The 21,725-nt window shown below is 38.4% G+C and carries 18 protein-coding genes and 1 other annotated feature; of the genes, 13 read left to right on the top strand and 5 right to left on the bottom strand.

All coding sequences use genetic code 11. The features are described 5' to 3' along the window. The first annotated feature begins 8 nt into the window (after positions 1-8). The 4 genes from MKY88_RS12775 (at position 9) to MKY88_RS12760 (ending at position 2,727) form a co-directional block, all read left to right on the top strand. Complete coding sequence (locus MKY88_RS12775) at positions 9-335, top strand: hypothetical protein (protein ID WP_254664288.1); 327 nt, start codon at positions 9-11, stop codon at positions 333-335. A 180-nt stretch (positions 336-515) separates the two neighbouring features. Beyond that, a complete protein-coding gene (locus MKY88_RS12770; RefSeq protein WP_069483361.1) occupies positions 516-740 on the top strand; it encodes a transcriptional regulator in 225 nt (74 codons plus the stop codon). Continuing rightward, positions 734-1,042 carry an aconitate hydratase gene (locus MKY88_RS12765; RefSeq protein ID WP_340813837.1) on the top strand — a complete coding sequence of 103 codons (309 nt, stop codon included), beginning with the start codon at positions 734-736 and terminating at the stop codon, positions 1,040-1,042. The genes MKY88_RS12770 and MKY88_RS12765 overlap by 7 nt, the downstream gene beginning before the upstream one ends. 111 nt (positions 1,043-1,153) lie before the next feature. Then, a protein-coding gene (locus MKY88_RS12760; RefSeq protein ID WP_340813836.1) for an IS3 family transposase occupies positions 1,154-2,727 on the top strand; the annotation gives its coding sequence in 2 pieces (ribosomal slippage) (positions 1,154-1,796 and positions 1,796-2,727; 1,575 coding nt in all). Positions 2,728-2,795: 68 nt separating this feature from the next. On the opposite strand, the gene MKY88_RS12755 is transcribed toward MKY88_RS12760, so the two are convergent. After that, positions 2,796-3,458: a hypothetical protein gene (locus tag MKY88_RS12755; protein ID WP_193832139.1), complete on the bottom strand. Its 663-nt coding sequence runs from the start codon at positions 3,456-3,458 to the stop codon at positions 2,796-2,798. 553 nt (positions 3,459-4,011) lie between these two features. Here MKY88_RS12755 and acnA point away from each other — a divergent pair. Then, positions 4,012-6,717 (top strand): aconitate hydratase AcnA, encoded by a 2,706-nt coding sequence (acnA, locus tag MKY88_RS12750; protein ID WP_069481547.1) that lies wholly within the window; start codon positions 4,012-4,014, stop codon positions 6,715-6,717. A 407-nt stretch (positions 6,718-7,124) separates the two neighbouring features. Continuing rightward, complete coding sequence (locus tag MKY88_RS12745; protein ID WP_193832138.1) at positions 7,125-8,621, top strand: S-layer homology domain-containing protein; 1,497 nt, start codon at positions 7,125-7,127, stop codon at positions 8,619-8,621. Between the two features lie 57 nt (positions 8,622-8,678). Here MKY88_RS12745 and MKY88_RS12740 read toward each other — a convergent pair whose 3' ends face one another. Continuing rightward, positions 8,679-9,263, bottom strand: coding sequence for a DJ-1/PfpI family protein (locus tag MKY88_RS12740; RefSeq protein WP_193832137.1), 585 nt, complete (start codon positions 9,261-9,263; stop codon positions 8,679-8,681). A 139-nt stretch (positions 9,264-9,402) separates the two neighbouring features. On the opposite strand from MKY88_RS12740, the gene MKY88_RS12735 reads away from it, so the two are divergent. From MKY88_RS12735 to ileS, 3 genes are all read left to right on the top strand, one after another. Beyond that, complete coding sequence (locus MKY88_RS12735) at positions 9,403-9,849, top strand: Lrp/AsnC family transcriptional regulator (RefSeq protein WP_193833687.1); 447 nt, start codon at positions 9,403-9,405, stop codon at positions 9,847-9,849. A gap of 222 nt (positions 9,850-10,071) precedes the next feature. Then, positions 10,072-10,731 carry a hypothetical protein gene (locus tag MKY88_RS12730; protein ID WP_193832136.1) on the top strand — a complete coding sequence of 220 codons (660 nt, stop codon included), beginning with the start codon at positions 10,072-10,074 and terminating at the stop codon, positions 10,729-10,731. 349 nt (positions 10,732-11,080) lie between these two features. Then, positions 11,081-11,319 (top strand) — a binding site (T-box leader). 61 nt (positions 11,320-11,380) lie between these two features. Next, positions 11,381-14,473 (top strand): isoleucine--tRNA ligase, encoded by a 3,093-nt coding sequence (gene ileS / locus MKY88_RS12725; protein ID WP_193832135.1) that lies wholly within the window; start codon positions 11,381-11,383, stop codon positions 14,471-14,473. 41 nt (positions 14,474-14,514) lie between these two features. On the opposite strand, the gene MKY88_RS12720 is transcribed toward ileS, so the two are convergent. Next, on the bottom strand, positions 14,515-15,117 hold the full coding sequence (locus MKY88_RS12720) for a LysE/ArgO family amino acid transporter (protein ID WP_193832134.1): 603 nt from the start codon (positions 15,115-15,117) through the stop codon (positions 14,515-14,517). A gap of 107 nt (positions 15,118-15,224) precedes the next feature. Between MKY88_RS12720 and MKY88_RS12715 the strand changes: the two genes are divergently transcribed. Both MKY88_RS12715 and MKY88_RS12710 read left to right on the top strand, forming a co-directional pair. Beyond that, a complete protein-coding gene (locus MKY88_RS12715; protein ID WP_193832133.1) occupies positions 15,225-16,661 on the top strand; it encodes an aminotransferase-like domain-containing protein in 1,437 nt (478 codons plus the stop codon). 188 nt (positions 16,662-16,849) lie between these two features. After that, the gene (locus tag MKY88_RS12710; protein ID WP_193833686.1) at positions 16,850-18,025 is read left to right on the top strand and encodes an oxalate decarboxylase family bicupin; all 1,176 of its coding nucleotides are present in this window, start codon (positions 16,850-16,852) and stop codon (positions 18,023-18,025) included. A 37-nt stretch (positions 18,026-18,062) separates the two neighbouring features. Here MKY88_RS12710 and MKY88_RS12705 read toward each other — a convergent pair whose 3' ends face one another. Beyond that, positions 18,063-19,214, bottom strand: a complete 1,152-nt coding sequence (locus MKY88_RS12705) for an MFS transporter (protein WP_069481540.1) — start codon at positions 19,212-19,214, stop codon at positions 18,063-18,065. A 99-nt stretch (positions 19,215-19,313) separates the two neighbouring features. Here MKY88_RS12705 and yeiL point away from each other — a divergent pair, with 99 nt between their 5' ends. Continuing rightward, complete coding sequence (gene yeiL / locus MKY88_RS12700) at positions 19,314-19,976, top strand: transcriptional regulator YeiL (RefSeq protein ID WP_069481539.1); 663 nt, start codon at positions 19,314-19,316, stop codon at positions 19,974-19,976. A gap of 79 nt (positions 19,977-20,055) precedes the next feature. On the opposite strand, the gene MKY88_RS12695 is transcribed toward yeiL, so the two are convergent. Then, positions 20,056-20,370, bottom strand: coding sequence for a hypothetical protein (locus MKY88_RS12695; RefSeq protein WP_193832132.1), 315 nt, complete (start codon positions 20,368-20,370; stop codon positions 20,056-20,058). Between the two features lie 283 nt (positions 20,371-20,653). On the opposite strand from MKY88_RS12695, the gene MKY88_RS12690 reads away from it, so the two are divergent. Beyond that, on the top strand, positions 20,654-21,634 hold the full coding sequence (locus MKY88_RS12690; protein WP_193832131.1) for a diaminopimelate dehydrogenase: 981 nt from the start codon (positions 20,654-20,656) through the stop codon (positions 21,632-21,634). Positions 21,635-21,725: the final 91 nt, after the last annotated feature.

Here is a 21,725-nt window from a genome sequence, read left to right as displayed (position 1 = left end):
AAGAGGGGATGATTAAAGTTAGTGGGAAAAGATCGAATACAATGAGTGTATTCTTAGAATTAATAAGAATCATTTTTATTTGTATAGTTTTTGGTTTTCTTATTTGGGGAGTAGTAAAGTCCATTTATTCAACTTTACAAATAAATATTGGTAATGATAATGGCTGGTTGCCAGGGATAGCAGTATACATTATACTGTTCGTTCTATATCGTAATAAATTACAATTCTCAGGATTTTATGAAGGTCCCAATCAAAAAAAACTATCAAAAAAATTAACTTTAACTTTAATTTCTTCTTCAATATTACTATTAATAATACCAACCATCATAAAATAATCAAGTTCCAACATTGTTGATATTATCGAATTTATTTTAACAAAACTCTCATACCCAAAAGGACCAGGCGCTCAATTGAGTACCTGGTCTTTTTTATTCCCACAAATTAATACTTGTCAAAATACAAACGTTTGTTCTAAAATAATGCAAACGAATGTTCCTGTTGAGAGGTGTGGAATGATGAGGGAACAACTAATTAAAGCAATGCAACGGAACCAATTATTAAATATGATGTACATAGCTAAGGACAGCAACGTGTCAAAAAGGCGTATCAAGATTATTAAAATTGTTGGTGATTCGTTTCAGGCGTATTGTTTTACAAGGCAAGCCAAGCGCACATTTATGATTGATAATGTATTAGCAGTTGTTCCAATCAGCCACAAGGATCGTTCGGTTGTATGCTGAAACCTGAACAACGGAAACTTTTTCATAAATTTTTAATTCTAGAAATGGCAGTACAATCATTGCAACGTGATTTCCCAGTAATTGAAAATTTAAAACTGAGTAAAATTTATTTGCCAATCCTCGAAAGGTTACTAAAAGACATAACCCAAGATTATTACGATTCAAAAAGGTGGTTGGCAAAATACAAAATTAGGTTAGTAAAGGTAGAAAAGATAGACGAGTATTTTAGTGATGTGCATATAGCTACAGCAGGAAATGACGTAGTGCTTCGCTATGCTAATATGGCACTAAAACCCAGGTAGAAAAATTATTAATCAGTCACCAAAATAAAGACCAGGCGCTCGAATGATATGCTCCCTATTAGGTAGACAGATGAAAAAATAAAATCTGTTTATCTAAGGGGAGTATTTTTTATGGGGCGAAGCAAACATCCACTCGAGTTGAAACTATATATCCTTCAATTGTTCGAAGAAGGTCACTATTCTATCAATGAATTGTGTGAAAGGTTTTCAATAGATCATCAAACTTTTCATAGATGGAAAATGAAATTTGAGGCAGGTGGACGTGAAGGATTACAAGAAGCTACTTCATGTAAGTTCTATTCAAAAGAGTTAAAATTAGCGGCTGTGGAGGACTACATTCAACGAAATTATTCACAGATGGAGGTGTTGGCGAAATACGAGATTAGCAGTACCTCCGTTTTAAAAAGCTGGGTAAAAAAGTATACTAGTCATAGTGAAATAAAAGATTCAGGTAAAGGAATGAGTCAAGCTATAACAGAAGGAAGAAAGACAACTTTTGAAGAACGTATTGAGATTGTCGAGTACTGTTTGAAGCACCAGAAAAATTATCAGTTGGCAGCGCACACCTATGGTGTTTCGTATCAACAGGTATATCAATGGACGAAGAAATTTGAAACGAACGGTGAAGAGGGATTACGTGATCGTCGTGGTCGCACAAAAGATGAAGTCGAATTAACCGTTGAGGAGAAATTGAAATTAGAGATTCAGCGTATTGAACGTGAAAATGAACGTTTACGTGCAGAAAATTTATTTTTAAAAAAGTTAGAGGAAATCGAAAGGAGGCATCGTTAAGCCAAATACGTCTACAGCAACGCTATTTAGCGATTCAAGAATTACATCGAGAGGAAGAGCTTTCGATTCTTTTACTATGTGAAATAGCTGATGTTTCGCGTGCAGCTTACTATAAGTGGCTAAGTCGCAAGCCCTCTAACAGAGAAGTTGAAAATGAAGCAATTTTAAAGGACATTCATCTCCTTTACCAACAAGTAGATGGTATTTACGGCTATCGTCGTACAACGTTGACCATCAATCGTCAGCGAAAAGAACATAATCAAACGATGGTTAACGAAAAGCGTATTTATCGTCTAATGCAGATTAGTGGATTGAAGTCTGTTATTCGTAGAAAGCGCAAGCCTTATCGTAAATCCCCAGCACATCATGTGGCGGAGAACGTATTAAATAGAGCATTTACATCGAAAAAGCCCAATGAAAAATGGTGTACAGATGTCACAGAGTTTAAGTATGGAAATGGGAAAAAAGCTTATTTAAGTGCAATTATCGATTTATATGATGGTTCAATTGTGAGTTATGTGTTCAGTCATTCGAATAATAATTCCCTTGTTTTCAAAACAATAAAATCAGCTATTCAATCATTACAATCAGGCGAACAGCCATTAATACATAGTGATCGAGGTTTTCAATATACATCAAAGGAATTTAAGCGAATTGTGGAAACTGCCAATATGACACAGAGTATGTCCCGTATTGGTCGATGTATTGATAACGGACCAATTGAATCATTTTGGGGCACATTGAAGTGTGAGAAATATTATTTACATAAGTACGATTCATATGAAGAGTTAAAACTAGCGATTGGTGATTATATTCATTTTTATAATTACTATCGTTATCAGAAAAGATTAAGCGGCTTGAGTCCGTTAGAATTCAGGACTCAAGCCGCTTAATACATTTTTTATTATTTCCACTGTCTACTTGACGGGGTGCAGTTCAGAATGAGTACCTGGTTATTTTTCTATTTTAATACAGAATCATTTATCAAAACATTAAATTCGTCAACTTTACTTTCGTCTAAATAATCTTTTCTTAGAACGTAGTTTGCAATGGTTCCTTCGACTGTTATTTGTTGTCCAGCAGTTAAATCAGCTTCTTGATCCAAATCGATTATTGCGAAATTAGTTATTTCTTCAGGATAAGTGCCTAAGAAAAATTCGTCTTTATTTTTATTTTTATCATAGAGCTCATCGTAATCAATAAACTCGAAGTTTTCAATGTCTTTATTGCCCATATATATGATAAACTTATCTGCACGCATAGCAGTAGTTGAACCTTCTCTTCTTCTTTTTTGACCAATATTAGAACTTTCGAATACAAATTCTGTGATTACACCAGTGGCCATTGCTTTTCTACCAAGAATATCAAAATCATCTATAAATTGTTGTCCGTTTTTATGACCAAGAATAATCATATCCACCAATTTTTCATCTTCTACAGTTAGTAATTTATTTGTAAAATCTACGATTGTTTTACCTTCTAAATTTTCATCTATAAATTTTTTGCTTTTTTCTTCTAATGATACTTTCTTTACAGTTTTTTTTGGTTTTGAGGAATCACTTTCACCGCATCCAGTTAGGGCAAGTGTAAAAATAAGTGATGCGCTTAAAATGAGTTTCTTCATATATTATTTGCTCCTTGTATGAGTTGTATTAATAAAAGTGTATCAATAAATGGAAGGCGTTGTCAGTATTATAAATATAGATTAAATTTGTATTTAAATAGCCATAGAATGGTTCTTTTTGTTTAATTGCGAAGAAGTTAATTATATTTCTAAAAGTAGAAGTATTTCTACATAATTTTTTTGTTATGATTTCTACTATATAAATAAACCTGTCCGGGTGAAGAATTTTTTTATTATTTTCTTATGGGGTACAATTTTTAGAAAAAATTCATGTACCCCAATTTGTACCCCACATCGTACCCCATTTAAATACATTTAAATACACTTAGTTACATAGGTATAGAAACCCTCATAAAAACAAAACCTTGATAGTATGCACATCAAAAAATTAAAAACATCAGGATAGAAACCAAGGTCATAAGTTATGCTTATCAAAAAAGATAATATTAATGTAATTTACTTATGAATATAAATGCGTTATCATGGGTATTGGAGAAAAGATGCTACACTTTTTAAAGCCTTTTCAAAAAGATATATTTAGGGGGATCCGCAAATGGCACAAGGTAATTTACACAACAGCCGTGCATCATTCGAAGTGAATGGTAAAACTTACAATTACTATGACTTAGCTGCGATTGAAAAAGCTGGCGTTGCAAAAGTTTCAAACCTTCCTTACTCAATTAAAGTATTATTAGAATCTGTTTTACGTCAATATGATGCATATGTAATTAAAGAAGAGCACGTAAACGAATTAGCAAAATGGGGCAATGGTGCTGATCCAGAAGCAGAAGTTCCATTCAAACCTTCTCGCGTTGTATTACAAGACTTTACTGGTGTACCAGTAGTTGTTGACCTTGCATCTCTTCGTTCAGCAATGAAGGAAATGGGCGGCGACCCAAGCAAAATCAACCCTGCTATTCCAGTTGACCTTGTAATTGACCACTCAGTACAAGTTGACAAATACGGTAATGCATCTGCATTACAAGCAAACATGGACCTAGAGTTTGAACGTAACGCTGAGCGTTATAACTTCTTAAAATGGGCTCAAACTGCTTACAATAACTTCCGTGCTGTACCACCAGCAACAGGTATCGTTCACCAAGTAAACTTAGAGTACTTAGCTCCAGTTGTACACGTAAACGAAAATGCTGACGGCACATTCGAAACATTCCCAGATTCAGTAGTAGGTACTGACTCTCATACAACAATGATCAACGGTATTGGCGTTCTTGGATGGGGCGTAGGTGGTATCGAAGCTGAAGCAGGTATGCTTGGTCAACCTTCATACTTCCCAATTCCAGAAGTTATCGGTGTTAAATTAGTTGGCGACCTTCCAAACGGAACTACTGCTACTGACTTAGCATTAAAAGTAACACAAGTATTACGTCAACGTGGCGTAGTTGGTAAATTCGTTGAGTTCTTCGGACCTGGCGTATCTAAATTACCACTAGCTGACCGTGCGACAATCTCTAACATGGCTCCTGAATATGGTGCTACATGTGGTTACTTCGCAATTGACGAAGAATCATTAAACTACATGCGTTTAACTGGTCGTGACGAAGAGCACATCGCGGTTGTAGAATCTTACTTAAAGTCTAACCACATGTTCTTCGATCCAACTTTAGAGCCAGTTTACACTGACGTACTAGAAGTAAACTTAGCTGAAATCGAACCAAACCTTTCTGGTCCAAAACGTCCACAAGACTTAATTCCACTATCTCAAATGCGTTCTCGTTACAAAGAAGCAGTAGTGGCACCACAAGGTACACAAGGTTTCGGTTTAACAGAAGATGAATTTGCAAAAACATCTGTAGCAAAATTCGCTGAAGGCGATGTAGAAATTCCAACAGGTGCTGTTGCAATCGCTGCAATCACTTCTTGTACAAATACATCTAACCCATACGTATTAATTGCTGCGGGCTTAGTAGCGAAAAAAGCTGTAGAAAAAGGTCTAACAGTACCTAAATGGGTTAAAACTTCTTTAGCACCAGGTTCTAAAGTTGTAACTGGTTACCTTGAAGATTCAGGTTTACAAACTTACCTTGACCAAATCGGTTTCAACACTGTAGGTTACGGTTGTACAACATGTATCGGTAACTCAGGTCCATTATTACCTGAAATCGAAGATGCAATTAAAGAAAATGACTTATTTGTAACATCAGTTCTTTCTGGTAACCGTAACTTCGAAGGTCGTGTACACCCACTTGTAAAAGCTAACTACTTAGCTTCTCCACCACTTGTTGTTGCTTATGCACTTGCTGGTACAGTGGATGTTGACCTACAAAAAGATTCATTCGGTAAAGACAAAGATGGCAACGAAGTATTCTTCGCTGATATCTGGCCTTCAACTGAAGAAGTTAACGCAGTATTAGGTACTGTAGTTAACCGTGAATTATTCCAAAAAGAATACGAAACTGTATTCACAGCGAACGAAAAATGGAATGCAATTGAAACATCAACTGAGTCTCTATACACATTTGATGACAAATCAACTTACATCCAAAACCCACCATTCTTCCAAGGTCTTGCAAAAGAGCCAGAAGCTATTAAAGGCTTAGACGGCTTACGCATTATGGCGAAGTTCGGTGACTCAATCACAACTGACCATATTTCTCCAGCTGGTGCGATCGGTAAAGATACACCTGCAGGTAAATATTTAATTGAAAACGGTGTTGCAATCCGTGACTTCAACTCTTATGGTTCTCGTCGTGGTAACCACGAAGTAATGATGCGTGGTACATTTGCAAACATCCGTATCCGTAACCAAGTTGCTCCTGGTACAGAAGGTGGATTCACTACTTACTGGCCAACAGGCGAAGTAGAGTACATCTATGACGCATGTATGAAATACCAAGAGCAAGGTACTGGCTTAGTCGTACTTGCTGGTAACGACTACGGTATGGGTTCTTCTCGTGACTGGGCTGCGAAAGGTACATTCCTACTTGGCGTGAAAACTGTTATCGCACAATCTTACGAGCGTATCCACCGTTCTAACTTAGTAATGATGGGTGTTCTTCCACTACAATTCATGCCAGGTGAATCTGCTGAAACATTAGGCTTAACTGGTAAAGAAGAAATCTCTGTAAACATTACTGATAACGTGAAACCACGTGAAATCTTAACAGTAACTGCTAAATCTGAAGACGGCACAGTTAAAACTTTCCAAGCTTTAGCTCGTTTCGACTCAGAAGTAGAAGTAGACTACTACCGTCATGGTGGTATCCTACAAATGGTTCTACGCGCAAAAGCTGCTGAGTAATCATACCATTCACAAGCCGATCTCTTAGGAGGTCGGCTTTTTTTGTTTGGTCTTGAAATCTTTATAAAGTGATGAAGATAAAAGTAACGGATAGAACACAGAAAGTGACGGATAGCGAGGCAGATGTGACGGATAAAACACAAAAAGTGATGAATAGCCTGGCAAAAATCGCGAGGATAAAATTCCTTATAAAGTAATCGATAGAAAACGAGAGAATAGCCAAAGTGACGGATAAAACGGAGAAAGTGATGGATAGAGAGGCAAAAGTGACGAATAAAACGCTAAATGTGACAGAGAGAAAAAACAAGAAGCTTGAAAATTTCCAAATACATAGCATTTTCCCAAATGTTTATATAAAATTAAAGGGTAAGTCTTTAAATTTTTACATAAATGGGGGAAGAATTATCATGACAAAGAAAAAAAGTAAGTTTTTTATGGCGGCAACTTCGGCGGTAGCCATTACGGCGGTAGCTGTTGTACCTGCATCGGCAGCTAGTCCATTTAAAGATGTAAGTGAAGATTATGCACATTTTAAAAGTATTTCAACATTACATGCAGCTGATATAATTAATGGTTTTCCTGATGGAACATTTAAACCAACACAGGACGTAACACGCGGAGAAGCCGTGAAGATGATTGCAGGGGCTTTCGATCTTACGACAACGGATATGGAAAATGTTGAAAATCCTAATTTCAAAGATGTAGATTCATCTAGTCCATATTATAAGGCGATTGTTACATTGGTTAATTTAGGTGTTGTAAATGGCTATGAGGATGATACTTTCCGACCTGATGAGACAATTACACGTGGTCAAATGGCGGTTATGTTGGCACAGGCAACAGGCTTGACAGCAGAAGGAAAGAGTCCATTTACGGATGTACCACAAAATAGCCCATTTGAAGATGCTGTAACAGCCTTGTATGAAACAGGAATTGCGAAGGGCATTACGGCAACAGAATTTGGGGTGGATAAAAATGTAACGCGTGGTCAGTTGGCGACATTTATTGTTAACGCCTTAGGCTTAACTGTGGATACACAGCCTACAACGGAAGAAAAAGAGGAAAAACCTCAAGATGAGCCAGTAACTGAAGAAAAACCTACTACAACAAATGATAGTGCTTTGTTAGAGGAAGTGTTTACTAAAGCATTAGCCAAGCAAAAAGAGGTAAAAAGCATGAAGGCTTCTATGACGATTTCACAGTCAGTAGAAGCAAATGATGGTCAGGAAACCATGAAAATGGATTCTAAAGGCAATATGAAGATGGAAATTGTTACAGAGCCAATGCAGTTCTTTGCAGATGGTACCATGTCATTAACAGATCCAACAAGTGGTGAAGCGATTAATTTGCCAATTAAAATGTATATGACGGCTAAAGATGGTATGTATATGTATGAGGCAGACCAGAAGGCTTGGGTAAAATTCCCGAAACAATTATTTGAAGATGTTCTAAGTCAAACAGGCATGCAGCCAGATGCAGCTGAGCAATTAGAAATGCTTCAATCATTTGCTGAGGATTTCACTTTAAAGGAAACAGCGGACCGTTATGAATTAACCTTGAAAGGTGCTGGTGATAAATTCACAGAGCTGGTGAAGCAACAGATTGGTTCCATGGATTTAGGAATGGATGCTGATTTGGATGGACAATTAGGCAATATGTCTTTTGATAGCCTCACATACAAATTAGTAATTAATAAAAAAACATTTGATGTAGAAGAAATTGCTATGGATATGACATTAAGCATGAAAGTAGAGGGCAATACGATCAAAACAAAACAGCAAATGACCATCAAATACCATGATTTCAATGCTGTGACGACAATTACAATTCCAAAAGATGTGCTAGACAATGCAAAGGAAATAGATTTAAGCACAACTGAAACAGTACCACCAGTAAGCAAATAAAAGTGAATTTAAAAGTAGGTTACGCCAAATACATGGTGTAGCCTACTTTTTTACCAATTAGTGAAAACCCATTAAGTCTTTTACTCTTGCTGTATTGGTGGTAGATGTTAGTGTTTCTAGTAAGCGAAAGGCTACATCAAAGGCTGTTCCTGGATTGGAGGAAGTAATTATATGATCTGTTTGCACAATTCGTTCGTTGACAATAGTCGCACCGTAGCTTTCTAACTGTGCTAATCGTTTACTAGTTGGATGGTTGTAGGTTGTCGCCTGACGATTGTAGAGAATACCGCTATGTCCCAATATTAAGGAAGCTACACAGATCGTTGCAATCGGCTTTTGCTGTTCATGAAAATGCCGGACAACCGTTTGAAATTCCTCGCTAAAGGCATCCTCATAAAAGCCCGCTTCCTCAAATCCACCTGGGATAGCCAAAGCATCAAATTCTGCTAAATCAATTTCATGGAGTAACTTTTCAGGAGCGACCTTAAAATTCCATGTGCATTGAAGCTGTGTATGTAATCCTACAGTGACAACCTCTGTTGATCCATTACCCTCCCATTTATTCCAACCAAGCACATCTGTAAAAACACTTGCTTCCACAGCCTCAAAGCCATTTGCTAAAAGTAACATTATTTTTTTCATTTGTTTCTGCCTCCTTTATGCTTTTATTGTAATCAAAGCGGCCAACCGATAACAGAAGCTGTATAATGTATTTTAGATAAATCTCCTTATTAAAACAGGAATTATGTGAAAAAAACTTGATTAAGAAAGGTGATTAATGGTGGATCAAATTGATACTCAAATTTTACAGCAGTTACAGGAAAATGCCAAAATCTCTATGAAGGATTTAGCCGCTACCGTTCATTTATCTTCTCCTGCTGTAATTGAACGCGTCAAAAAGCTCGAGGAACAAGGTGTGATTGAAGGATATCACGCTAAAGTGAACATCAAAAAAATGGAACGTACCATTCAGGCAATTATTTTATTTAAATCCATCGATTGTAAAAGCCTATCTGCTTTTTGTAATAGCCACCCGGATGTTCTTGAATGTTATCGTGTAGCAGGGGAGATCAGCTATATTGTTAAACTAGCTACCTATTCAGTAGAAACATTAGAACAATTTATTGATGCGACCATGCCCTATGGTACACCCTCTACGAACATCGTGTTATCTTCAAATGAAAAAAAGGTGATCACACCATTTACAGGTCTTAGCGATACAATGTAGGCTCATGAGACATCGGCTGTTTGGAAAAAGGTGATCGAGTGAAAGGGCCATATAGCGAGATGAATGGCTAAGCAGTATGAATGCGTAACTCGATTAATAATTTTCAATAAGTGAGTCTGCATTAAATGGCAGGCTCTTTTTTTGTTTGTATCCAAGCTTTTCTTCGTTGTTGGATTCAGTTACAATAGTTGTAATAATTTGCTAAGTGAAAGGGGTGAAGAGTTGATATTCGTTCTATTGGATAATGCAACTGCTTTTTTCCTAAGCCTGCCACTCTTACTCATTTATTTGAAAAGTAAGTCACAGGAAGAATCTACTTGGCGTTGGGCGATGCCATTATGGATTTTCAATTACCTAGGTATTCGCTATTTTGTCTCGTTTGGAGAATTGTTTTGGGTAGTCCTATGTTGGCAGTTACTATTTTTGTGGCCCTTAAGTATTGCAATGTATATCCATTTATTCAACAAAGAAAAGCATTGGGCTTTTTACATAGGTTTGAAGAAGAAGTATGTACTTATTATATTTTCGTTCATGATTCTATTCGGTGGTACTCTAATCTATTCACTGCTTCAGGCCAATCAGCAGGTAATTGCTTTTCACCAGCAGGTAATGGTGGAAATTGAGTCTAATCCAGATCGTCAGGAGTATTTAATACATCACACAATTGCACCTTCCACACTTCTTGGTGTAGCGGATGATATAGCTGAGATTCGCAGGGGGAAAATAGTTGCTTCCACCTTACCTTGGCGTAGCAAGGTAATAGTGCACCTGGATGATTGGCAAAAGGAATTTACATATGTCCGTTTTAATGATGGTTGGAAGTTAGAAGGGCTCTACCGTGAGAACATAACAATAATGAACAAAGGGGAGTCTGACAATTGATACAGAACATATTGATGGCAGATCATTTAAAGGATAAGCTAAACGCATTGAAGTAGGGTCATACGACATGGGAACAAGAGAATCAAGAACAGCTTTTACAGTCCATGTTAATACAGCAAATGCCAGCAACCTTATCCACATTAAAAGACCAATTGGAAGAAGCGAATTTTTATATCGTAAGGTTTAATAGTAAAACATTGCTTAAGAGCTTTTTTATTCAAACGAATCACCAAGCTCAATATGCATCTTTGTATGAAAGTATTGTTACTTGTCTAAACGAAATAAATTAAGGTTGTCCACCGTTGACAGACAATTGGTAATTTGATAAGATGAGTGACAATAAAAGCATACAAATTCGTTGATGAGAAAAAGTAATGTTTCATTTTGTTCTACAGAGAGCCGGCATTTGGTGGAAGTCGGTGTGCAGATGTTACATGAAAATCCTCTCTGAGAAGGTTAGCTGAAAATAGTAAGCTAACCCGGGTGTCTACCGTTAAAAAGAACACGTATGATAGTACGTTGCTAAGTGCTATTGACTAAGGTGTCAATAGAATTAGGGTGGTATTCGCGGTTAACCCCGTCCCTTTCCTTGGGACGGGGTTTTTTGTATGCCTTTTATACAAAATAATATTGTATAGGAGGAAATGAAATGAAAACAGAACAAAAGAAGGAATCGACGCTTGAACGAGAAACACGGATACGGGCATTGTGGGAGCAAGAGGGAACATTTTTAGCTTCCGTCACAAATAGAGCTGGACAGCAACCCTTTGTATTTTATGAGGGACCACCAACAGCAAATGGTTTACCACATGTCGGGCATGCCTTTGGTAGAACGATTAAAGATGTAGTGGCCCGCTATAAAACAATGCAAGGCTATTTGGTTGAACGAAAAGCAGGCTGGGATACACATGGTTTACCTGTGGAACTAGGAGTAGAAAAGGCATTAGGTATCTCAGGAAAGCAGGAGATTGAGAATTATGGGGTGGAGCGTTTTATTCAAGCGTGTAAAAATAGTGTTTTTACCTACGAACAAAAATGGCGTTCCTTTACAGAACAGCTTGGCTATTGGCTTGATATGGATGATCCATATCTCACATTAAGTAATGACTATATAGAATCGGTGTGGCATATTTTAAGCCATGTTCATAAGGAACAGCTTTTATATAAAGGGCATCGAGTTTCACCATATTGCCCGAGTTGTCAAACCTCCTTAAGCTCACATGAGGTAGCACAGGGCTATAAAGATGTCAAAGATTTATCTGTTACAGCCATGTTTAAGCTTGCTGATCGTGATGAATATTTCTTAGGCTGGACAACAACACCATGGACATTACCTGCCAATGTGGCATTGGCGATGAATCCATCCCTACGATATGTACGGATAAAGCAAGGGGATCAAGTATTTATTCTTGCCAAATCATTAGTATCAAAGGTTTTCACAGAAGCTGTGGAAATTTTAAGTGAGCATACTGGGCAGGAATTTGCTGGTGTGTCGTATCAACCACCATTTTCATATGTAACTGTTCAGCAAGGTCATGTTGTCGTGATGGCTGATTATGTCACTGAGAATAGCGGTACAGGGATTGTGCATATTGCTCCAGCATACGGGGAGGACGATTATAAGACGGTTCAACAGCATGGCTTGTCCTTTGTCAATGTAGTGGATCTGAAAGGCTGTTACACAGAGGAGGTGCCAGAGCTTGTCGGACGATTTGTAAAAGATTGTGATGTGGATATTATAAAAATGCTTGCGAAAAAGGAGCTCTTATTTAGTAAAGAAAAATATGAGCATAGCTACCCTCATTGCTGGCGCTGTGATTCTCCATTATTGTACTATGCAACGGACAGCTGGTTTATCAAAATGACCGCCTTAAAAGAGCAGTTACTAGGAAACAATCAGCAGGTGACTTGGTATCCTAATCATATTAAGGACGGTCGATTCGGCAATTTTCTCGAAAATATAGTGGATTGGAATATAAGCCGTAACCGCTATTGGGGTACACCGTTGAATGTCTGGATTTGTCAGGATTGCGGGCATGAGGAGGCTCCCAACGGTATCACAGCGTTAACAAAATTAGCCAAGGGAGATGTCGATCAACAAATCGAGCTTCATAAGCCATTTATTGATGAAATTGTTTGTACTTGTCCTACTTGTCAAGGGGATATGACGCGTACACCAGAGGTCATTGATGTATGGTTTGACAGCGGCTCAATGCCCTTTGCTCAGCAACATTATCCTTTCGAAGATGTAGAAACTTTTCACAATCAATTTCCGGCAGATGTTGTAATTGAGGGGATAGACCAGACTCGCGGTTTTTTCTATAGCTTATTAGCGGTATCGACGTTATTTACAGGAAAGCCAGCTTATAAACAGGTGTTATCGTTAGGGCATGTGTTAGATGAACATGGACAAAAGATGTCAAAAAGTAAAGGCAATGCTTTAGAGCCTGTAGAGTTAATAGAGCAATATGGAGCGGATGCATTACGTTGGGCGTTTTTAGTTGATAGCTCCCCTTGGAATCCAAAGCGTTTTTCCAAAAAGATTGTGGTGGATGCTAAATCAAAGCTAGTGGATACATTGGATAATACGTTTAAATTTTATCAGCTCTATGCCAATATTGATGGATTTACGTACGATGCTACAAATACTGGTACACGAACACCTTTAGATCAGTGGATATTGTCCCGATTGCATCACACAATCCAGCTTGTGACAGCAGCTATGGAGGAATATCAATTTACACACGCAACAAGGGAAATGGCACAATTAATGGAAGAGCTAAGTAATTGGTACATTCGTCGATCACGTGCCAGATTTTGGGCACATGGGCTGACAGCGGATAAACGGGGCGCATTTAGTACCCTTTATGAGGTTTTAACGAACATTTGCCGATTACTTGCACCATTTACACCCTTTATCACAGAAGATATTTACCGACAATTAACAGGCAAGAGTGTGCATATAGAAGACTATCCAATCTACGACGAAAAACTAGTGAATCGCCAGCTTGAACAAGAAATGGCTACGGTTTTAACAGTTGTAGAGCTTGGCAGGAGTATTCGTAATAGTCAGGGGATGAAGGTTAAACAGCCCTTAAGTGAGCTTATTGTTGCTGTATCTGGAGAGCTGACTGATTATCAAGCCTATAGCGAGCTAATTCAAGAAGAATTAAACATGAAAGCTTGCAAATGGACACATGATTTCTCTGCATATGAAAGCATCCAATATAATCTTAATTTTAAAACAGCTGGTGCCGCATTTGGTTCAAAGGTCAATCAAGTAAAGTTGTATATGCTGACGTTAAAGGATGAGGAGAAAGAACAGCTACAGCGCAATGGGGAAGTACCGATCATGGTAGAAGAGCAGCAGCTAACATTATTATCAAGTCATGTCTTAGCTGAAGCGATTGTGAAAGACCACTATATTTTAGCTGAAGATAGTACTTGCCGTGTATTGATGAATGTTCAATTAACCGAGAGTTTGCTTCAAGAGGGGCAAATGCGAGAATTAATTCGGTTTATTCAAGATTCTCGTAAAAAGTGGCAGCTGCCTGTTGAACAATATATATCAATCGCCTTTTGCGGTAGTGAAGAGGTACTTTCCATCATTCAGCAGCATGAAGCATTATTACAAGCCAATGTTTTAGTCAAATCCATACATTATGGCGAAGAATGGACAGAGGGAAGATCGGCAGAAACAGAGCTGTTTGATGAAAAGCTCATGGTTTTTGTCTCCTTATAAAAGAAATGCTCAGGAGAAATCCTGAGCATTTTCTATGTAGGTTACAGGAAGCCAAAAGCGAGATAACAAGCTGTTGCCCAAATAAAAATGGCTGAGCATTTATTAAAAATTCTCATCAGATTACCAGAGCTATCTATCTTTTGGAAAGAGGCTCCGGTCAAAGTAAGGCCGAAAAACCATAGCCATGAAATGAGGACACATGCTGTAGTGAAAATAATTTGCTCTGTACCACTATATTTTAAGGCACTTGTGCCAATGACCCCAATCGTATCTAATATGGCATGTGGATTCAGAAGTGACACAGAAAGTGAGAAAAGAATTTGTTTTTTCACCGGAAGTGCTTCACTCTGATCGGCAGTTGCTGGACTTGAACGCCAAATCGTATAGCCCATATAAAGTAAGAACAATATACCAACCGACATGAGGATAATACGTAACCATTCAAATTGTAGGACGATTAATGATAGACCAAAAACTGCCAGTAAAATTAGCATGGTGTCGCAAATAGCAGCAGTCACACTTGCTGGCAGAGCGCGCCATATATTTGGTTGTGTAGCACCTTGAGAAAAAACAAAAACATTTTGTACGCCTAATGGCAAAATGAGGCCGAATGCTAAAATGATGCCATGAAAAAATACTTCCAACGATCAATCCCTCCTTTCTTTATTCATTTTAGCTATGGTATAACTAAAAGAAAACGACCAATTGGATGGTTTTTTATCCACCCAATTTTAAATGGAAGGTGATGACTATGAGCTGGCAGCCAAATAGACAAAGTGACAGCACATTACAGCAACAAATTGTTCAATGGGTAACAGCACAAGTCGAAAGAGGGGATTGGGCAGCAGGGACCAAACTGCCTCCTCAAAGACAGTTGGCCATGCAATTTGGCGTGAATCGCAGTACAGTTCAACAGGCTTTAGAGGAATTAAAAGCGATGGGCATCCTTGAAGCAACGATAGGCTCAGGAGTTTATGTCACTCGCAATTCCTGGCATGCTCTACTTCAACAAACACAGCCAAACTGGCAAAACTATATTGAAACGAGCCTGCATAAGCCAAATTATCATACGATTCAATTAATTAACGAATATGAGCAGCGAGATGATGTGATTCGATTAGGAACAGGAGAACTAGCGCCGAGTCTGTTACCAACAGATGAAATTGAAGCTTCACTAAGGGAGCTAACATTGCAGCCCAAAACATTAGGCTACTCTTCCCCACAGGGCAATGATCAACTCCGGGCAGCTATATGTGATTATGTACAGAAACGAGGGATTGAAGCGGAGCCTCAGAACGTTTGTATTGTCTCTGGCGCACTACAAGCTTTACAGCTAATTGCCGTTGGTTTATTAGAGCAAGGGTCCATTGTATTTCAGGAACCAACCTCCTATTTGAATTCTGTTCATCCATTTCAATCTGTTGGTATGCAAATGATTGGGATTCAACGCGATGAACAGCTTGCTCAGACGCTGTCTCATAGGAAACGAAAAAAACAAGCCGTGTTTTATGCCATTCCTACCCTGCATAATCCAACCAACCATGTATGGACATCTTTGGAAAAAAAACAACTCTATGAGGTCTGCCAAGCAGCACGCATTCCTATAATCGAGGATGATGTTTACCATGAATTGCTTTTTGATGACCCATCACCACCGATAAAGGCAATGGATAGTAGTGGACAGGTTCTTTATATTGGTAGTGTCTCTAAATCCTTGAGTCCTGGATTACGCATTGGCTGGCTAATCGGTCCAACGACAGTTATCCAACGATTGGCAGATATTAAAATGCAAACGGACTATGGCTCCAGTGCTATTTCACAAGAAATTGTGCTGCATTGGCTGCGGTCAGGAAAATATGAAAAACATCTTATACGTTTACGTCAACAATTACAGGATCGTGCTGATTTTACAGAGCGAATATTACAGGAAAAATTTAGAGGAGTGGCTGACTGGCATAAGCCGAAGGGAGGCTTTTACATTTGGCTCAAGTTCCATAAGCCTGTTGTCGATAAGGATTTCTTTCTCAAGCTATTACAGCGTCGTGTTTTAATTAATCCAGGCTATATTTACGATCTTCAGGATCAGCATCATGTTCGATTATCCTATGCCTACGCAACCTACGAGGAATTGGAGGAAGGATTAGACATTTTGCATGAATGTGTGATGGAGGCTACGGATATTTTGTAACGCCCGTACATGATGGCTGTACAGTTTGCAAGAAGTAAGAGGAGCATTCAAAATAGGTGAAACGAAATGATAGGTGAAAACCGTCCCTGAAAGTAAAGTGCATAATCCAAGCTGTATACCCATACATTTTAGAGAATCATAGCATTTTAGTTCGATTTCTAACATAAAGAGGTGAATAATTGGAAAATATGTCGTCAGGTTATTTTCAGGTGCCTCAGCCTATGCGTAGTGATGGGGCAGGAGGCATAGATAAAGGGCCACGCGATATTATGCGAGATTTAGAAAATCCTGATATGCTCGTGCCGCCGACAACAGATGCAGGTTTGATTCCAAACCTACGATTTTCATTTTCAGACACGCATATGACCTTGAATCAAGGTGGCTGGTCGCGCGAAATTACGGTTCGCGAATTACCAATTGCGACAACAATGGCAGGTGTTAATATGAGTTTGACACCGGGGGGCGTACGTGAGCTACACTGGCATCAGCAGGCAGAGTGGTCTTATATGCTATTGGGGCATGCGCGTATTACGGCAGTCGATCAAAATGGCTGTAACTTTATTGCGGATGTAGGTCCAGGGGATTTGTGGTATTTCCCACCAGGAATTCCTCATTCCATACAAGGATTAGCGGGTGGCTGTGAATTTTTATTAGTCTTTGATGATGGGAATTTCTCAGATCTCAATACACTTTCTATTTCAGATTGGTTTGCTCATACGCCAAAGGAAGTGCTGTCAGCGAACTTTGGTGTACCGATTAGTGCCTTTGACGATATTCCGAATGAACAGGTGTATATTTATCAAGACACTGTTCCTGGATCAATAGACTCGCAAAAAATCCAATCTCCCTATGGTAAGGTGCCACAAACCTTTAAACATCGTTTGCTAGCTCAGCCACCCTTGAAGACACCGGGTGGCAGTGTACGCATTGTTGATTCGACCAATTTCCCAATCTCTAAAAATATTGCGGCAGCATTAGTGGAAATTGAGCCTGGGGCAATGCGGGAGCTACATTGGCATCCGAACAATGATGAATGGCAATATTATCTACAAGGAAAAGGGCGTATGACGGTATTCACTGGGGATGGAACTGCTCGAACATTCGATTATCGTGCAGGAGATGTCGGCTATGTGCCGTTTGCGACTGGTCACTATATTGAAAATACGGGTACGGAGCCATTATGGTTTTTAGAAATGTTTAAAAGTGACCGTTTCCAGGACGTCTCTTTAAATCAATGGATGGCGCTAACACCAACCGAACTGGTACAAAGCAATCTACACGTTGGCCCGGAGCTAATACAAGCGCTAAGAAAAGAAAAGTGGCCTGTGGTGAAATATCCTGGATTTTCCTATTATCCGAAATGAAAAACGCAGGTGAAGTAATTCTCACCTGCGTTTCATATTAATATTGATATTTGCGTCGTGTCATGAGCACTATAGCGATGGCTGGAACGGTACAAATTAACATAGCAGCAAAGGATAAACCAGGCGATATTTCGTATAAATAGCCTCCCAAAAATGTCAGGATGGCTGTGCTTAACCCCATGGCTAATGCAGAATATATGCCTTGTGCGTTTGGAATTTGCTCCTTTGGAAGGGTTTGCGTTAGATAACGAATAAAAGCAAAATGTGCCAGGGCAAAGGATAATGCATGCAAAGTCTGTGAGGCAATAAATACCCAAACATTTGGGAACATAAATATTAGTAACCAACGTAGAGAAGACCCGATAGCTGCTAACAATAATAATGAAGAAGAACGCCATTTCGTAAATAGTGTATCGGCCTTCATAAAGTATAAAATTTCACAAATAACCGCGATGTTAATAATCATGCCCATATAAAATGGATCTACATGTAAATCTTCCAAGTAAATATAACCGTAGCTATAATAGGAGGCATGTGCACCTTGCAATAAAATAACGATGAATAAGACAATAGGGAAGCCTTTAATATTCCATAGTGTTTTCATGGACAATGATTTAGCACGTTGCTCCTTTGTCGGTACAATAAGCAATTCCTTTGGTGTAGCGAATTGCTGCATGAGCAACATGCCAATTAAACCAATGATCATGCTCCAAAAGATAATATTTTTACCGAATACTCCTGTTAGCATACTAATAATTAATACAGCAATAACAAAGCCAAAGGAACCATAGGAACGGCTTTTACCATAATGAATGTTGCCATACTGGACAAGCGTTGCGGCACTACTTTCTACAGCTGGTAACAGTGCTGGGTAAAAAATACTAAACAAAATAGTTACAACTAATAATGCACTAAAGCCCGAACTAGGTATGTAAAGCAGTGCTGTCAGAAGAGCACCGACTGCTAAGATGGTAATGAGTCGTTTATTGTTTACATATTTAGCAAGCGTAGGGAAGAAGAAAAGATTAGACGTGGCACGGGCAAGTAACCCACAGCCCATTACAACGCTTGCCTGCGAGACAGACAGATGTTTTGCATCCACAAGCCACCCTGTCCAGTAGGGTAAGAATATGCCCCAAGTAATAAAAAATGTAAAGAAATTTTGAGAAAGCCATCGTTGATTATTCATAAATTTACCGTACCTCCATTTAACTATGTTGAATAATAGCACGTTCATCGCTACAATAATGTGAGATATCTCATATTTTTCAGAGGAGAGAGTAAAAAAATGCATATTCTAACAGCAGAAAATCGCACCCATTATCTTGAAAAATATCCGATCCATGATTTTTTCTCATTTGACATTGATCCCTATTTAGAGGTTTGTGAATTTAACAAAGGAGAGTGGATTTTCCAGGAAGGCTCCTTTCCAGAAACATTGTATTACATGATTGAGGGCAAGGCGAAGCTTTATATGACGCATAAGAATGGCAAGGTATCGCTTATCGAATATTTAGAGGGGCCTTTATTTATGGGAGAAATTGAATTGCTAAATGAGGCAAGATATACAAAGGGAATTCAAACAGTAACGAAGACAATTTGTTACTCCATTACTCAGTCATGTAAGGAAAAGTTACTTGCTGACGTACTATTCTTACGCCGACTTTGCGTATTTTTAGGGGAAAAGGCAACAAAAATGACCTCCAAATATACACAAAATCAGGCATATCCTTTTGAAAGTCGTTTAGCAGCTTTTATTCAATTATCTGCGGATCAGGGTGTCTATAAGGAAAAACATACAGAAATCTGTGAGTATTTAGGGGTTTCCTATCGCCATTTGTTATATGTATTGGCACAGTTTTGTGAGGAGAAGATTTTAGAAAAACGAAAGACAGGCTATCATATTATTGATGAAGTACGCCTCGCACAATTGGCTCAGGAGATTCAGTAGTAGGGGAGGGGAATTAAAAACAGGAGGAGCATGAAGCTATCGTTTGATCTAGACTCGAAATAAACGGTTCTTCAAGACTTCAAGTTAAGAAGTCATGGCTAGATTTGTTGTATTCACTTTTTTTAATGAGCCAGCGAGCAATTTCCTTACCGCTATTATAAAAGTCTACTTCATTAACCCTGTTTTTTTGAATGGATTTGTCTAAGGTGTCTTCCATAACGTCAAAAGGTAGAACACCGATACATAAATGTTTGTTTGGTGAAAAACTTTCAAGCGGCTTCCTTACAGTTTGAATCGCTTCACTGTTGTGATCCACAGAATTTTGTATCATATGGAATGCAAGTAGTTCTCCTTGTGCCGTTGTTGTGCTTAATGAGTAACCAGTACTTTTCATTCAACATGCCCCCTTTTGTCGTTACATTTATTGTACAAGACTGGTTCGAAAAATAGCCGTCATTTACAAGGCTTTAACGAAAACTTAAAGGTTCATGGAATATTAAGTAATTTGTAACCGTATTCATACCATCATTGGATAAAAATCATAGAAAACTGATATATATTCTTTCAAAAAAACTCATACTCAAACTATTGTGAATTTTTCTAACACGAAGTATTATTGTAGTTAGATTTAACGTGAAGGTTTTCACAAAGTCGCGTAATCGTGAGGAGGAATTTTAATGAGTGCAATTCGAGTAGGTATTGTTGGTTATGGGAATTTAGGACGTGGTGTGGAGTATGCTATATCACAAAATCCAGATATGGAAGTAGTAGCGGTGTTCACACGTCGAGACCCTTCAACAGTAAACGTAGCTAGCAATGCGAGCGTATATTTAGTAGAGGACGCTGAAAAATTCCAAAATGACATTGATGTTATGATTTTATGTGGGGGCTCAGCAACAGATTTACCAGAGCAAGGTCCACATTTTGCTCAATGGTTTAATACAATTGATAGCTTCGATACACATGCGAAAATTCCTGAATTTTTCGATGCGGTTGATGCAGCAGCTCAAAAGTCTGGCAAAGTATCTGTCATCTCAGTTGGTTGGGATCCAGGTCTATTCTCATTAAATCGACTATTAGGTGAATCTGTATTACCAGTTGGTACAACGTATACTTTCTGGGGAGATGGTCTAAGTCAAGGTCACTCAGATGCAGTTCGTCGTATTGAAGGCGTTAAAAATGCTGTACAATATACTTTACCAATTAAAGAAGCAGTAGATCGTGTACGTAACGGTGAAAATCCAGAGCTAACAACACGTGAGAAACATGCTCGTGAATGCTGGGTTGTACTAGAAGACGGCGCAGATGCGGCAAAAGTTGAGCAAGAAATTGTGACAATGCCTAACTACTTCGATGAATATAACACAACTGTAAACTTCATTTCAGAAGAAGAGTTTAAAGCAAACCACACAGGTATGCCACATGGTGGTTTTGTTATCCGCAGTGGTGATAGTGGTGCAAACGATAAACAAATTCTTGAATTCTCATTAAAATTAGAAAGTAATCCTAACTTCACGTCTAGTGTTTTAGTCGCTTATGCACGTGCAGCACATCGTCTAAGCCAAGCTGGTGATAAAGGGGCGAAAACAGTATTTGATATCCCATTCAGTTTGCTTTCACCAAAATCAGCTGCTGAGTTACGTAAAGAATTACTATAATCATAGAACAAAAACCCGATTATCATTTATTTGATAGTCGGGTTTTTTATTTATTACCATCAAAGCTATTAAAATATGGTAAACTGTCAAT

It is taken from the genome of Lysinibacillus sp. FSL R7-0073 (genome assembly GCF_038009065.1).
Taxonomy (GTDB): Bacteria; Bacillota; Bacilli; order Bacillales_A; family Planococcaceae; genus Lysinibacillus; species Lysinibacillus fusiformis.
The sequence above is the reverse complement of the archived record's forward strand: the minus strand, read 5'-3'. Positions and strand labels throughout refer to the sequence as shown.